At 30.1% G+C, this 14,375-nt stretch carries 14 protein-coding genes, 2 rRNA genes and 1 other annotated feature; of the genes, 14 read left to right on the top strand and 2 right to left on the bottom strand.

The window, feature by feature from the left end; all coding sequences use genetic code 11:
- The 3 genes from CLOTH_RS10825 to CLOTH_RS09435 form a co-directional block, all read left to right on the top strand.
- Positions 1 to 104 (top strand): 23S ribosomal RNA (locus tag CLOTH_RS10825); the annotation flags it as partial.
- Positions 105 to 237: 133 nt separating this feature from the next.
- Positions 238 to 354, top strand: a 5S ribosomal RNA gene (rrf, locus tag CLOTH_RS09440).
- A 76-nt stretch (positions 355 to 430) separates the two neighbouring features.
- Entirely contained in the window at positions 431 to 937 is a 507-nt protein-coding gene (locus CLOTH_RS09435; protein WP_079413436.1) for a thioredoxin family protein, read from the top strand.
- 120 nt (positions 938 to 1,057) lie between these two features.
- Here the strand turns inward: CLOTH_RS09435 and hisC are convergent, their stop codons facing one another.
- On the bottom strand, positions 1,058 to 2,134 hold the full coding sequence (hisC, locus tag CLOTH_RS09430; RefSeq protein ID WP_331722077.1) for a histidinol-phosphate transaminase: 1,077 nt from the start codon (positions 2,132 to 2,134) through the stop codon (positions 1,058 to 1,060).
- Between the two features lie 140 nt (positions 2,135 to 2,274).
- Here hisC and CLOTH_RS09425 point away from each other — a divergent pair, with 140 nt between their 5' ends.
- The 3 genes from CLOTH_RS09425 to disA all read left to right on the top strand — a co-directional run bounded on the left by CLOTH_RS09425 (position 2,275) and on the right by disA (position 6,877).
- Positions 2,275 to 4,254, top strand: a complete 1,980-nt coding sequence (locus tag CLOTH_RS09425; RefSeq protein ID WP_079413434.1) for an elongation factor G — start codon at positions 2,275 to 2,277, stop codon at positions 4,252 to 4,254.
- 176 nt (positions 4,255 to 4,430) lie between these two features.
- On the top strand, positions 4,431 to 5,798 hold the full coding sequence (radA, locus tag CLOTH_RS09420; protein WP_079413432.1) for a DNA repair protein RadA: 1,368 nt from the start codon (positions 4,431 to 4,433) through the stop codon (positions 5,796 to 5,798).
- A gap of 2 nt (positions 5,799 to 5,800) precedes the next feature.
- Positions 5,801 to 6,877, top strand: coding sequence for a DNA integrity scanning diadenylate cyclase DisA (disA, locus tag CLOTH_RS09415; protein ID WP_331722076.1), 1,077 nt, complete (start codon positions 5,801 to 5,803; stop codon positions 6,875 to 6,877).
- Positions 6,878 to 6,902: 25 nt separating this feature from the next.
- Here the strand turns inward: disA and CLOTH_RS09410 are convergent, their stop codons facing one another.
- Positions 6,903 to 7,298 carry a MazG nucleotide pyrophosphohydrolase domain-containing protein gene (locus CLOTH_RS09410; RefSeq protein ID WP_079413430.1) on the bottom strand — a complete coding sequence of 132 codons (396 nt, stop codon included), beginning with the start codon at positions 7,296 to 7,298 and terminating at the stop codon, positions 6,903 to 6,905.
- 193 nt (positions 7,299 to 7,491) lie between these two features.
- On the opposite strand from CLOTH_RS09410, the gene CLOTH_RS09405 reads away from it, so the two are divergent.
- The 8 genes from CLOTH_RS09405 (at position 7,492) to proS (ending at position 14,368) form a co-directional block, all read left to right on the top strand.
- Positions 7,492 to 7,974 (top strand): CarD family transcriptional regulator, encoded by a 483-nt coding sequence (locus tag CLOTH_RS09405; protein WP_079413428.1) that lies wholly within the window; start codon positions 7,492 to 7,494, stop codon positions 7,972 to 7,974.
- Between the two features lie 43 nt (positions 7,975 to 8,017).
- Positions 8,018 to 9,118: a PIN/TRAM domain-containing protein gene (locus CLOTH_RS09400; RefSeq protein ID WP_079413426.1), complete on the top strand. Its 1,101-nt coding sequence runs from the start codon at positions 8,018 to 8,020 to the stop codon at positions 9,116 to 9,118.
- Between the two features lie 236 nt (positions 9,119 to 9,354).
- Positions 9,355 to 9,810 (top strand): helix-turn-helix transcriptional regulator, encoded by a 456-nt coding sequence (locus CLOTH_RS09395; RefSeq protein WP_079413424.1) that lies wholly within the window; start codon positions 9,355 to 9,357, stop codon positions 9,808 to 9,810.
- A gap of 13 nt (positions 9,811 to 9,823) precedes the next feature.
- Complete coding sequence (locus CLOTH_RS09390; RefSeq protein ID WP_158080501.1) at positions 9,824 to 10,897, top strand: DUF2157 domain-containing protein; 1,074 nt, start codon at positions 9,824 to 9,826, stop codon at positions 10,895 to 10,897.
- Positions 10,890 to 11,438 (top strand): GDYXXLXY domain-containing protein, encoded by a 549-nt coding sequence (locus tag CLOTH_RS09385; protein ID WP_079413420.1) that lies wholly within the window; start codon positions 10,890 to 10,892, stop codon positions 11,436 to 11,438. Before CLOTH_RS09390 ends, CLOTH_RS09385 begins: the two co-directional genes overlap by 8 nt.
- Before the next feature lie 26 nt (positions 11,439 to 11,464).
- Positions 11,465 to 12,148 carry a 2-C-methyl-D-erythritol 4-phosphate cytidylyltransferase gene (gene ispD, locus CLOTH_RS09380; protein WP_079413418.1) on the top strand — a complete coding sequence of 228 codons (684 nt, stop codon included), beginning with the start codon at positions 11,465 to 11,467 and terminating at the stop codon, positions 12,146 to 12,148.
- A gap of 4 nt (positions 12,149 to 12,152) precedes the next feature.
- The gene (gene ispF / locus CLOTH_RS09375) at positions 12,153 to 12,626 is read left to right on the top strand and encodes a 2-C-methyl-D-erythritol 2,4-cyclodiphosphate synthase (RefSeq protein ID WP_079413416.1); all 474 of its coding nucleotides are present in this window, start codon (positions 12,153 to 12,155) and stop codon (positions 12,624 to 12,626) included.
- Positions 12,627 to 12,659: 33 nt separating this feature from the next.
- Positions 12,660 to 12,869 (top strand) — a binding site (T-box leader).
- 56 nt (positions 12,870 to 12,925) lie between these two features.
- The gene (gene proS, locus CLOTH_RS09370) at positions 12,926 to 14,368 is read left to right on the top strand and encodes a proline--tRNA ligase (RefSeq protein ID WP_079413414.1); all 1,443 of its coding nucleotides are present in this window, start codon (positions 12,926 to 12,928) and stop codon (positions 14,366 to 14,368) included.
- Positions 14,369 to 14,375 lie beyond the last annotated feature (7 nt).

Raw genomic sequence — 14,375 nt, 5'->3', positions numbered from 1 at the left:
TTTTAAGGTAAGACCCCAAGAAGACTACTTGGTTGATAGGCTCAAGGTGTAAGCGCAGTAATGTGTTCAGCTTATGAGTACTAATAGGTCGAGGACTTGACCAAATATGCTATGCAGTTTTGAAAGTGTTATTGATTTGATTCACATTCCGAGTTTCCTCAAGCAAGCTTGAAAGTCGATTCTTAAGTTTATACTAAATATGTAAAGCAAACAAAATATATTAGACAAGTAAGATTATGTGGTTACTATAGCAAAGAGGATACACCTGTTCCCATTCCGAACACAGAAGTTAAGCTCTTTTGCGCCGATGGTACTTGGAGGGAAGCCTCCTGGGAGAGTAGGACGTAGCCACATAATCTTTTTTTTATTTTCCTTGTATGATATAATAATATTTAAGATTTTTAAATGATTTATTTTAGGGGGAAAATATATGTCACTAAAGGATCTATTTGATATAGGGGAAGGTTTTATTAGTTTCTTGGATAATTGCGAAGAAGTTTATAGATCTAAAATAAAAGAAATAATGGAAAATATGAATATAGAAGAAAATACAGAAAGTAGAATAAGAAATATAGATAAGAATATAAATATATTAGCATTTGCAGAAGCATGGTGCCCAGATTGTCAAATTAACTTACCGCCAGTATATACGTTAACTCAGTTAAATGAAAATATAAAGTTATCAATAGTCCCAAGAGAAGGAAATGAAGAAGCTCTATCTAAATATAAAGTGAATGGCAAACCAAAAATACCAACGTTTATAATAATGGATGCTGAATTTAATGTGTTAGGTGCATTTGTAGAGATACCTAATATAATTAAAGAAGTAGTAACGAGAGGAAATCAGCCAGAGATAATAGTTACAAAGAGAAAATATAGAAAAGGAGAGTACTGTAAAGATACAGTGCTTGATATAATAAAAATAATAGGCCAATAAGGCCTATTATTTTTTACAATGAATAGGAAATTATAAACTTCTTGAATTGTGGATAATTTATAATTTCCATTATGAATTTCAGAAAAGTCTACATTTAAAATTTTTCAAAGAAAGACTTTTTTATAAAACATCTTTAAGTGCATCTATAAATATCTTATTCTCTTCCATTGTTCCCATTGATACTCTTATAAATGTACTCATTATAGGTCTTATTATTACTCCCTTTCTTTGAAGAGCATCAAATACCTCAAAAGCATCTTTCTTAACATCTACAAATATATGATTTGTTTCAGATAGAGCATATTTTAATCCCATAGAATCAAATTCTTTATATAAATACTCTTTTCCAAGCTTATTTAGATCGTAACTTTCCTTTAAAAAGTCTTCATCTTCTAAAGCAGCTAAAGCTCCTACTTGAGCTAATGAATTTACATTGAAAGGTCCTCTAACTTTGTTTATATTAGAAACTATTTCTTCACTTGCAAGCGTGTATCCAACCCTAAGTGCCGCGATACCATATGCCTTAGAGAATGTTCTTAATATGATTAGGTTAGGGTATTTTTCTAATAACTTTTCACTATCTAGCATATAGTCATCTCTAGTAACATACTCTCTATAAGCTTCATCAAGAACAACTATTACATCTTTAGAAACGTTTTCTAGAAGCTCAATAATTTCTGATGTAGGAACCATAGTCCCAGTAGGATTGTTAGGATTGCATATCCATATCATTTTTGTCTTTTCGGTTACTGCATTTTGCATACCTTTTATATCATGAGTGAAGTCTTTTAAAGGGACGATAACAGGAACTCCACCCATCATTTTAGTAGTTGCTATGTATCTAGGGAAAGTTAAATCAGCCATTATAACTTCGTCGCCATGATTTACAAATACTTTAGCAAGAATATCGACCATTTCATCAGAACCACTAGAAGGAATTACTTGAGATGGACTTAGATTGAATTTTTTAGCAAGTTCAGATCTTAAATCAGTTGAGTTTCCATCAGGATAAATATGTAGATTATCTAACGCGTTTTGGATAGCATCTTTAACTTTTTTAGAGCAACCTAAAGGGTTTTCGTTAGATGCAAGTTTTATAACATTTGTAAGATTAAACTCTTTCATAACATATTCAATTGGCTTACCAGGTTTATAAGGAACTAGATCTTCAAGTTCTTTTCTGTACATTAAGTTCATAGAAAAATCCCCCTTTTAGAAAAATTTAAAATATTTACTCAAGTCAATTATATCATAATTGATAAAATTTAACATAATATTAAATTAAAACCTAAAATATATTCTGAGGGTTTGAATAAAATGAAAAGGGGGCCTTTCTGATGAAGTTTTATGAAAGTAGTAAAATAAGGAATATCGTCATTCTAGGACATGGAGGGTCAGGCAAAACAAATCTAACAGAAGCAATACTTTATACGAATAAGTTGACAAATAGAATAAGTAAACCGAATGATAAGATAAATATGACTACAAGCTTAAATTTAATCCCTGTAGAGTGGAATAATTATAAGTATAACTTTATAGATACCCCTGGATATTTCGATTTTTACGGAGAAGTAGTTTCTGCAATGAAGGCTACTTCTGGAGCTATAATAGTTGTTGATGCAACAACAGATATAGAAGTTGGAACTGATAAGGCTTTAGAAATTACAGATGAAAATAACACACCAAGATTCATATTTGTAAACAAGATAGATAGTGAGAAGGCTGATTATGATAAAGTTTTAGAACAATTAAGAGAAAGATACGGAAAAAAAATAGCACCTTTCCATATACCTATGGGTACAGACAATGAGTTCAGAGGATTTATAAATGTTGTTGATTTATTTGCAAGAGAGTATAATGGGTCTGAATGTATAACAGTAGATATACCAGAAGACATGAAAGAACAAATACAGCCTATAAGAGAAATGTTATTAGAATCTGTTGCAGAAAGTGATGAGGAATTATTAGATAAGTATTTTTCAGGTGAAGAGTTTACAAGTGAAGAAATACATAAAGGTCTTAAAAAAGGAATTATATCTGGTGATATAATACCGGTTATATGCGGGTCAACGTGTAAAAATATAGGTATACATACTCTTTTAGATATGATATCTCAGTATATGCCTTCAATTGAAGATAACAGTGGATACAGAGATGATAATAGTTTTTCGGGATTAGTATTCAAAACTTTTGTAGATCCTTTTATAGGAAAGATATCATTAGTTAAAATAAATAAAGGACGTATAAAGTCTGATACAGACATTTACAATTTAAATAGAAATTGCAAAGAGAGAGTATCTCATATATATACAATGAGAAACAATCAAAGTATAGAAATAGATAAAGCTGAGGCAGGAGATATAGTTGCATTTACAAAGCTTACAGAGACTCAAACAGGAGATACTTTATCTATAAACAATAGTGATGAATTAAGTGAAGAAATTAAATTCCCTAAACCCCAGATATACCTAGCCATAGAAGCTGTAAATAAAGGTGAAGAAGAAAAGATAAGTATAGGTCTTAGTAAAATAATAGAAGAAGATCCTTCTTTAGAACTTGTTAGAAATATTGAAACAAAGCAAATTCTAGTAGGTGGTCAAGGAGAAATACAAATAAATTATGTAAAAGAAAAATTAAAGGAAAAATTTGGAGTAGAGGTTAGGTTAGAAGATCCTAAGGTTCCTTATAGAGAAACAATAAAAGCAAAGTCTGATGTTCAGGGAAAACACAAAAAACAAAGTGGAGGACATGGACAATACGGAGATGTAAAGATGATATTTGAACCATGTGATGAAGAATTTATATTTGAAGAAAAGATATTCGGTGGTTCTGTTCCGAAGCAATATATACCTGCAGTTGAGAAAGGAATAAAGGAATGTTTAGAAAGTGGAGTGCTTGGAGGATTTAGAGTAACTAATATAAAAGCTACATTATATGATGGATCTTATCATGATGTTGACTCATCTGAGATGGCATTTAAAATAGCAGCATCTATAGCATTTAAGAAAGGAATGGAAATGTCAAAGCCAGTTTTATTAGAACCTATAATGAAATTGAGAATAGTTGTTCCAGAAGAATATATGGGAGATGTTATAGGAGATATAAATAAGAGAAGAGGAAGAATACTAGGAATGGAGCCTATAGGAAAAGGAAAACAGGTAATATATGCACAGGCACCACAAGCTGAGACATTTAAATATGCCATAGATCTAAGGTCTATGACTCAAGCAAAAGGATATTTTGATATAGAATTTGAAAGATATGAAGAAGTACCTGCTAATTTATCAAATAAGATATTAGCTACACTAAAAAAATAGATACAACAAAGGCGACTAATTAGTCGCCTTTACTTATATATAAATAAATTTCGAAATTACAGGAAGAATAACATTATAAATGGAAAAATATGAAGAAATAGGGATTAGTTAGCCCCAATTTGTTTATGATTATGATAGAATATTATAGTAAATAAAATTTAAAAACAGGTGATAAAATGAGCAAGGTTAAAACTAAACATATATGTCAAAACTGTGGATATGAATCACTAAGGTGGATGGGAAAATGTCCAGAGTGTGACAAGTGGAATACTTTCGTAGAGGAAATAGAAGAAAAAAAAACAAGGCACGACCTTTTTATATTAAATAAAGAAAATGATAAGCCAATACCTATAAATTCAGTTAAGGTTGTAGAAGAACCTAGATTCTCTACTAATATCAAAGAGTTAGACAGAGTACTAGGAGGAGGACTAGTAAATGGGTCATTAATACTTGTAGGAGGAGATCCAGGGATAGGAAAGTCAACATTATTGATACAAGTGTCTAATGAAATAGCTAAAACCGGCAAAAAGGTACTATATATATCAGGAGAAGAATCTGCTCAGCAAATAAAAATGAGGGGAAAAAGGCTAAACGTAGATAGTGAAAATCTGTATATATTCCCTGAAAACAATCTTAGTATTATAGAAAAACAGATAGACAACCTAAAACCAGATGTAATAATAGTAGATTCTATACAAACAGTATTTAGTCCTGAAATTACATCTGCTCCAGGAAGTGTAAGTCAAATAAAAGAAGGAACATCAAAATTTATGAAAATAGCTAAAAGCTTTGGGATAACAACATTTATAGTAGGACATGTTACCAAAGAGGGCTCACTAGCAGGTCCTAAAGTATTAGAACACATGGTAGATACTGTTATATATTTTGAAGGTGAAAGATATAACACATATAGAATGATAAGAGCAGTAAAGAATAGATTTGGATCTACAAATGAGCTTGGAGTTTTTGAAATGAGGGACTTAGGTCTTGTAGAGATAGATAACCCATCTAAGATTCTTATTTCAGAAAGGCCAAAAGGGGTATCGGGGTCAGTTGTAGTGTCAACAGTCGAAGGAACAAGACCAATGTTAGTTGAGCTTCAGGCATTAGTATCTCCAACTAATTTTGGTATACCGAGAAGAATGGCTACAGGAGTTGACTACAACAGAGTAAATCTTCTCATGGCAGTTCTTGAAAAAAGAGTAGGACTTCAAATTCAAAATCAAGATGTGTATATAAATGTTGTTGGAGGAATAAAACTAAATGAACCAGCCATGGATTTAGGTATAATAGTATCTATAGCTTCAGGGTTTAGAAATATAGAAATAAACCAAGATACTGTTGTTATAGGAGAAGTAGGTCTTACCGGAGAGATAAGAGGAGTTAGTTTTATAGAAAAGAGAATATTAGAAAGTAAAAAATTAGGATTTAAAAAGATAGTTATTCCTAAAAATAACTTAGCTGGGCTAGAAAAGATAGATGGAATAAAGATTTTTGGAGTAGAAAATATAAGAGAAGCATTAGATGTAGTATTAGGAGGATAGTTATGAGAGAGGACTTTATGAAAGACCCTAATAAGATAAATGATCTAAAGATATTAGCCCCAGGAACTCCTTTAAGAGAAGGGCTAGAGAACGTATTAAGAGCTAAAACAGGGGCATTAATAGTAATTGGTAATAGTGAAGAGGTAATGAACATTGTTGATGGAGGATTTAATATAAACAGTGAGTTTTCACCTGCATATTTATACGAGCTAGCTAAAATGGACGGTGCCATTATTTTAAGTAGTGATGCTAAAAGAATACTTTATGCTAATACTCAGTTAATACCAAATTCAACTATACCTTGTTTTGAAACAGGAATTAGACATAGAACTGCTGAGAGAGTTGCAAGACAAACAGGAGAAATGGTTATATCAATATCACAAAGAAGAAATATAATAACTTTGTATAAAGGATACAGTAAATATGTAATACAAGAAACATCTAAAATACTAGCAAAAGCAAACCAAGCTATTCAAACACTGGAAAAATATAAAGCAGTGCTAGATCAAGCTATGATAAACTTAAGTGCATTAGAATTCGAAGATTTAGTAACTTTATATGATGTAGCAACCGTTATTCAAAGAATTGAAATGGTTCTTAGGATAGTTAATGAAGTAGAAAAGTATATAATAGAACTTGGAAACGAAGGAAGACTAGTAAGTATGCAGTTAGAAGAACTTGTAGGCAATATAAAAGAAGATGGAATTTGGGTATTTAAGGATTATAATATAAATGAAGGAATAGATTATGATGAATTTAAGAAAATACTAAGAACATTCACATCAGAAGAACTTCTAGATTTAAACAATATAATAAGAATATTAGGTTACCTAGGGAGTGCCCATAATTTAGATTTTTCTGTTCATCCTAATGGATATAGAATATTAAATCAAATTCCTAGATTGCCTATACATGTGATAGAAAACTTAACATCACACTTTGAAAAATTTCAACACATACTAAAAGCAACTACTGATGAATTAGATGATGTTGAAGGAATAGGAGAAATAAGAGCTAGATATATAAGAGAGGGATTAAGAAGAAGACAAGAACAGGTTTTACTAGATAGGCATATATAAAAAGGGCAAACAATTGCCCTTTTCTTTAAAATAAGCTATATTTTCCAAGAGTATTTATCTTTCTATACTCCTTTTTTAGAACATCTTCAAGGTCTATACCTAATGAATTACATAAAGAAACTATATAAAACATATGATCTCCCAATTCTTGCTCTATCTTTTCTTTGCAAATATCACATAAAGATCCTCTTATGTGATTATCCATATACTCAGAAATCTCACCAAATGTTATATTATCAGGAAGATTTTGTTTTTTGCAATCTATTTCTATACATCCACAACTAGTAACAGACTTTACTACAGCTCTATTTATCTTAGAATTAGTCTCTTGTAACTTAGTTATCACATCTAATATACTCTTATGTCTTATTAAAGATTCACTTACACTGTCTTTAAATTTTGAAAAATCAAAATTATCCATCATATCACCTCATAAATAATTATAATAGGAAAATCTTTTCTAGTCAATTAAATATAAAATACAGTAGTCTATATAAACAAGAATTTACAATTGACATATTATAAATATATATGATAAAATATAAATTTTAAATTTGACTTAGTATAAAATTTGATATATACTAGAATAATACGATTCAAAAGGGGGAGAAAATATGTTTAGCATTGGAGATAAGATAATATACCCTATGTATGGGGCTGGAATAATAGAGTCTATAGAAGAAAAACAGGTATTAGGAGAAAGAAAAAAATACTATATTATAAACATGATTATATCTCAGATAGAGATAAGTATTCCTATTGACAATATATGTAAATTAGGGATAAGATATATTATAGACGAAAATCAAGTTGACGAAATAATATCTATATTAAAACATGAAAATATAGACATAGAAGAAAAGTGGAACAAAAGATATAGAGATAACATGGATAAAATAAAAACAGGAGACATATATGAAATTGCTATAGTTGTAAGAGATTTGATAGCTCAGGATAGAAAAAAGGGTTTATCAGCAGGGGAAAAGAAAATGCTAAGTGAGGCAAAAGACATGATATCTAGTGAGTTATCATTAGTTTTAGATAAAGATACTCAAGAGATTAAGAATTTAATAGAAATGTGGGTAAATATTGATTAAATAAAAAAATATGGATAATAATACTATTAGAGGGGGTGAAATAATGATAAATAAAATGATTAAAGCGTTAATGTCTTTGGTGGGAATAACTATTGGTGTTGCAATATATTTTTATTCGCTTAATATATTCCCGCAGTTATTGTTATGGCCAGGTATATACAAAGTTTTAGCTGCAGCACTTTCAGGTATTATAACAGGACTTATATTTTATTTAATTTCTCCATGGATTTTGCAGGAGGGTAGGAACTTAGCAAATTGGGTAGATGGTGAATTATCAAAAATACCACCTATAGAGATACTTATAGGATCTATAGGACTTACGATAGGGTTAATTATAGCATATTTGATAAGTCAGCTTCTTATTCAGATTCCAGTTCCAATAGTTGGATCGATTATTTCTATAATAGTATATATCTTTATGGGATATATAGGAGTTCATGTAGCTTTGAAAAACAGAGAAGAACTATTTAATATAGGTTCACTTCTCAAAATATCAAATCCAAAAGATAAGTCATCAAAGAAAGTAACTAAACCATCACCAAAAGTTTTAGATACAAGTGTAATAATAGATGGAAGAATAGCTGACATATGTAAAACGGGATTTGTTGAAGGAAAACTTGTAATTCCTAATTTCGTGCTAGAAGAATTAAGACATATAGCAGATTCGGCAGATGATTTAAAGAGAGTTAGAGGAAGAAGAGGACTTGATATTTTAAATAAAATACAAAAAGAAATAGATATTGAGGTAGAGATATACGAAAAAGACTTTGAGGATATCGCTGAAGTTGATAGTAAGCTTCTTAAATTAGCACAATTAATAGAAGGTAAAGTAGTAACAAATGATTATAATCTAAACAAAGTAGCTCAGTTCCATGGAGTAGAAGTTTTAAACATAAACGAGCTTGCTAATGCGATAAAACCAGTAGTTATACCTGGAGAAGAAATGATAGTTCAAATAATAAAAGACGGTAAAGAGTTAGGTCAGGGAGTAGCTTACCTAGATGATGGAACTATGATTGTAGTAGATGGTGGAAGAAAATATATAGGAGATACTATAGATGTATTAGTAACTTCTGTTCTTCAAACTGCTGCAGGAAGAATGATATTTGCAAGACCTAAGATGGCCACAGAAAAATCTATCTAAGAACTGTTGATATTTTTATCAACAGTTCTTTTTTTATAATGAATAGGAAATTATAAACTTTTTGAGTTGGGGATAATTTATAATTTCCGTTATGAATTTCAAAAAAGTCTACCTTTAAAATCTTTCAAAGAAAGACTTTTTTGAAAATTTTCAGTATAATATTAAATAAAAATTGAAATAAGTAACATTATGGTGTAAAATTACACTATAATGTTAATAGGTACTGGAGTGATTAGATGAATAAAGAGGAAGTAATAAATATAATATCTAGGAAACTAAAGTTAATAAGAGCAGAGTATGATTATTCTCAAGATAAATTATCAGAACTTCTAGGAATATCAAAAAAGACACTAATACAGGTAGAGAAAGAAAGAAGTGAGCTATCTTGGACAGCGTGTATAGCTGTATGCACTTTGTTTAGGGATAGTGAAATACTGAAGATGAGTTTTGGAGAAGATCCTGTAAAATTCATACAAATAGTAGCACTAGGAAAGTTATATTTTCCTAAAAATAAAACTATGGGAGGTAAAGTATGGTGGAAAGAAATAAAATCTATGAATGGATTTAAGATTCAACAGAACATAATAAGTTCTCACTACAGAATAGTAGATGATAAAAACAACAGATGGTACAGCTCTTTTGACAAAGACTATATAGATAAGAAATTCGAAATTCTTATAAATGAAAATTAAAAGGGGTGAAATTATGAAAAAAAGAATAGTAAGTAAAAGTCAGTTTAATTTTTTAGAAGATGAACTTGAGTTTCATAAGAAACAAAATATAATAACTTCAGATCAAAAAAATGAAATACTTAGCCAGTATGCACTAGCACGCATTAATTTTGTAAAGATAGTACTTGTTATAGGAGCTATACTTGTAGGTCTTGGAGTTCTTAGTTTTATAGCTAGTAACTGGGATAAAATAAATAAAATAAGCAAATTCCTGATAATAATAGGAATGTATATAGGAGTTAATGGAGCTAGCTTTAAACTGCTAAAAGAATATCCTAAAACAAGCAAAAGTTTATTGTACTTAGGAATAATGATATATGGTGCTGGTATATTCTTAGTGGGTCAAATTTTTAATTATGGTGGAGATTTTCCAAATGCATTTTTATTGTGGGGAATAGGTATACTTCCATGTGCACTGCTTTTTAAAGAAGAGATCATATTTATATTCTCTCACATATTATTCTTAGTGTATTTAAATGGACATTTTAATTTTTATGATATACCGTATTTGATAATTCTAATAATTCCTTTGATGTATTATCTAAATATATACTTTGACAATTTCAAAATAGGTACGTTTTTTAATAACCTTATACTATTAAACTCAATCCTATACTTTTTGAAAAAATACAATGTAGATGATTTGTATGTAACATGGATATTTTTCGGAGTTGGAACATACATGTACTATGGCAATATAAGATTAAATAGATTTATATTTAAACTACAAGGAATTATAGTACTTGGAATAAGTGGTCTTGCTCTAACTAGTCCATATATATGGTCAAGATTTGATATATTTTCGAATGGAAAAGCTATAAGTATAGCATTTGCTATTGTATTTGTAGGATTTATGCTAACACTAGCTAAAAGTGGAAGTTTACTATCTATAGTATTTATATGTGCTACAATACTTAGATACTATTTTGATACATTATACGACTTTTTACCTAAATCCATATTCTTCATAATTGGAGGGGTTATTCTTTTAGCTTTTGGAAATTATTTTGAGAGAATGAGAAAAAAGGGAGGAGATTTAGTTGAGTAATATTAAAAGATATATTTTAGTGGGTATTTTACCTATAATAATACTAGTTTCCATGACTATAACTCCTCTTAATACGTATCTAAATGGAGTAGAAATAGTAATAGAAACTATGCCTTATGATCCTAGAGATGTGTTTAGAGGGGATCATGTTGTACTAAATTATAAAATAAATGAAGTAGATTTAGATAAGCTTCCAGCAGAATTTAGAAATATAGATGACATTAACTGGCATACGATGAGAAATAAAAAACTTTATACTGTCTTAGTAAAAAAAGGTGATTTTTATGAAGTTGATTATGTAACATTCGAAAAGCCCAAGAATAAGTTATTTTTAAATGCTAGATATCAATATCCTATATGGAATTATGAAGATACAAAGGATAAACCTGAGCTTAAAGGTGCTTTTCTAAGTTATAATCTAGATAAATATTTTGTTCCAGAAAATACTGGGAGAAGACTTGAAGATTTATCTGTTAGAGGCAAATTGAAAGCAAAAGTGAAAGTATTAAATGGATATTCTCTTTTGGTTGATATATTTTAGTAGTATAATTACAAAGAGGTGGTTATATGAATAGTGCTATAATAGTTGCAGCAGGAAAAGGAAAAAGAATGAATAAAGATATAAATAAGCAGTATATAAAGCTAATGGATAAGGAGATAATCTATTACACTATATCAGCCTTTGACAACAATACTAATATAAATGAGATAATAGTTGTTATATCAAAAGATGAAGAAGAATATTTTAAAAGTAATATCCTGAATAAATATAAATTTAGTAAAAATATAAAGATAGCTTACGGTGGAAAAGAAAGGCAAGATTCTGTATATAATGGACTAAAACTCTTAAGTGATAACTCTGAGATTGTATTAATTCATGATGGTGCAAGGCCATTTATAAGTGATAATATAATAAATGATGTTATACGAGAAACAAAAGATAAAAAAGCAGTAGTTGTTGGAGTTCCTGTCAAAGATACTATAAAGATAGTAGATGAAAATGAGTACGTAAAAGACACTCCTCATAGAAATCTTTTGTGGTCTGTTCAAACTCCGCAGTCATTTCATGTCAATATAATAAAAGAAGCATATAACAATGCATATAAGGATAATTACTACGGAACAGATGATTCTATGATTGTAGAAAGATATGGATATAAAGTTAAGATGTTGTTTGGAAGTTACGAAAATATAAAAATAACTACAGGGGAAGATTTATATATTGGAGAAGAGATACTAAGGAGAAGGTGATAAAGTGAGAGTAGGAATCGGATATGATGTTCATAAATTAGTTGAAGGAAGAGAGTTATATATAGGTGGAGTTAAAATTCCTTATGAGAAAGGACTTCTAGGACATTCAGATGCAGATGTATTACTTCACGCTATAAAAGATGCACTACTTGGAGCTGCATCTTTAGGAGATATAGGCAGGCATTTTCCTGATACTGATATGAAATATAAAGGTGTTAGTAGTTTATTTTTGCTAGAAGAAGTTAATAATAAGTTGAAGAATAAAGGATATAAATGCAACAATATAGACTGTATAATAGTTGCGCAAGAGCCTAAAATGGCACCTCATATAGAACAAATGAGAAAGAATATAGCTAAAGCATTGGAAATACATGTAGATGATGTAAATGTTAAAGCAACCACTACGGAAAAGTTAGGGTTTGAGGGAAGAAAAGAAGGGATATCAGCACATGCAATAGTTTCTATTGACAAAATATAGTTTTTGATTTAAAATATGTTAAAAATTTATAAATAAAATGCTATGAAGAGAAATAGTAAAAATGTAAGGCTTTACAGAGAGGAAACTAATGGTGGGAGGTTTCTAAGTTGAGCATTTTGAACCAGTCTCGGAGCTTAAAGACTGAAATTGTAGTATGTCTTTACGGTTAAAGCCGTTATATTTTTGAGTGAGCAGTTTGCTTATTAGAGTGGTACCGCGGAAGTTTAGCCTTTCGTCTCTAGATATAGAGATGAAAGGCTTTTTATATTATATAAAGCAAATATTAAGGAGATGAAAGTATGGGAAAAAAGGAAAAGCAATTTGTTGAAGAAATTACGCCTATGGAAGTAGACTTTCCACAATGGTATACAGATGTAATACTAAAAACTGATTTAGTTGACTATTCTCCAGTTAAAGGATTTATGGTAATAAAGCCATATGGATACGCTATATGGGAAAATATACAATCTTATCTAGATGCTAAGTTTAAAGAAACTGGACACAAGAACTGTTATTTCCCTCTTTTAATTCCAGAAAGCTTATTAAATAAAGAAGCGGAGCATGTTGAAGGGTTCGCACCTGAAGTTGCTTGGGTAACTCATGGTGGAAAAAATGAACTTTCTGAAAGGCTTTGCGTAAGACCTACTTCAGAAACAATAATATGCTCTATGTATTCTAAATGGCTAAAATCTTACAGAGATTTACCTTATTTATATAATCAATGGTGTTCAGTTGTAAGATGGGAAAAAAGTACAAGACCGTTTTTGAGAACGTCAGAGTTTTTATGGCAAGAAGGTCATACTCTTCATGAAACTTATGAAGAAGCTCAAGAGGAAACTCTACAAATGCTTAATATATACAAAGAAATGTGTGAAAACTTACTAGCTATTCCAGTAGTTACTGGAAGAAAGAGCGATAGAGAAAAGTTCGCTGGGGCTGAAGCGACGTACACAATAGAAGCTTTAATGCATGATGGTAAAGCACTGCAATCAGGAACTAGTCATTTCTTAGGACAGCATTTTACTAAAGCATTTGAAATACAATACTCAGACAGAGAAGGAAACTTAGCTAATCCATATCATACATCTTGGGGAGTATCAACAAGACTTATAGGTGGACTTATAATGGTTCATGGAGATAACAGAGGATTAGTTCTTCCACCAAGAGTTGCTCCAACTCAAGTTGTAATAGTTCCGATAGCAGCTCATAAAGGAAATGTTATGGATAAAGTTGATGAAATATATAAAGATCTAAAAACTTCAATAAGAGTGGAAGTTGACGATAGACCTAACTATTCTCCAGGATGGAAGTTTAATGAATGGGAAATGAAAGGTGTTCCTCTAAGAATAGAAATAGGTCCTAAAGATATAGAAAATAATCAAGTAGTAATATTTAGAAGAGATACATTAGAAAAACAACAAGTTTCTATGGATAACTTAAAAGAAACTATAGAAGATTTATTAAATAATATCCACAATACACTATTTACGAAAGCTCTTGAAATGAGAGAAAAGAAAACATATGCAGTAAGCAATTTAGATGAATTTAAAAAGATATTAGATGAAACACCAGGATTTATAAAAGCTATGTGGTGTGGAGATGAAAAATGTGAAGAAAAAATAAAAGAAGAAACAGGAGCTACAATAAGATGTATGCCATTTGAGCAAGAAAATATTTCAGATAAATGCTTATGCTGTGATAAAGAAGCAGGTAAAATGGTTTATTTCGCTAGAGCTTACTAAAAAATAA

Source organism: Alkalithermobacter paradoxus (genome assembly GCA_002029295.1).
Lineage (GTDB): Bacteria > Bacillota > Clostridia > Peptostreptococcales > Peptostreptococcaceae > Alkalithermobacter > Alkalithermobacter paradoxus.
This window is presented reverse-complemented; position numbering and strand designations above follow the sequence as displayed.

What these genes read in the sequence shown, in the direction of transcription:
- disA (WP_331722076.1), top strand. Translation starts at nt 5,801, where the DNA reads ATGAGAGAGGACTTTATGAAAGACCCTAATAAGATAAATGATCTAAAG.
- CLOTH_RS09405 (WP_079413428.1), top strand. Translation starts at nt 7,492, where the DNA reads ATGTTTAGCATTGGAGATAAGATAATATACCCTATGTATGGGGCTGGA.
- CLOTH_RS09395 (WP_079413424.1), top strand. Translation starts at nt 9,355, where the DNA reads ATGAATAAAGAGGAAGTAATAAATATAATATCTAGGAAACTAAAGTTA.
- CLOTH_RS09435 (WP_079413436.1), top strand. Translation starts at nt 431, where the DNA reads ATGTCACTAAAGGATCTATTTGATATAGGGGAAGGTTTTATTAGTTTC.
- proS (WP_079413414.1), top strand. Translation starts at nt 12,926, where the DNA reads ATGGGAAAAAAGGAAAAGCAATTTGTTGAAGAAATTACGCCTATGGAA.
- ispD (WP_079413418.1), top strand. Translation starts at nt 11,465, where the DNA reads ATGAATAGTGCTATAATAGTTGCAGCAGGAAAAGGAAAAAGAATGAAT.
- CLOTH_RS09390 (WP_158080501.1), top strand. Translation starts at nt 9,824, where the DNA reads ATGAAAAAAAGAATAGTAAGTAAAAGTCAGTTTAATTTTTTAGAAGAT.
- CLOTH_RS09425 (WP_079413434.1), top strand. Translation starts at nt 2,275, where the DNA reads ATGAAGTTTTATGAAAGTAGTAAAATAAGGAATATCGTCATTCTAGGA.
- hisC (WP_331722077.1), bottom strand. Translation starts at nt 2,134, where the DNA reads ATGAACTTAATGTACAGAAAAGAACTTGAAGATCTAGTTCCTTATAAA.
- radA (WP_079413432.1), top strand. Translation starts at nt 4,431, where the DNA reads ATGAGCAAGGTTAAAACTAAACATATATGTCAAAACTGTGGATATGAA.
- CLOTH_RS09400 (WP_079413426.1), top strand. Translation starts at nt 8,018, where the DNA reads ATGATAAATAAAATGATTAAAGCGTTAATGTCTTTGGTGGGAATAACT.
- CLOTH_RS09410 (WP_079413430.1), bottom strand. Translation starts at nt 7,298, where the DNA reads ATGGATAATTTTGATTTTTCAAAATTTAAAGACAGTGTAAGTGAATCT.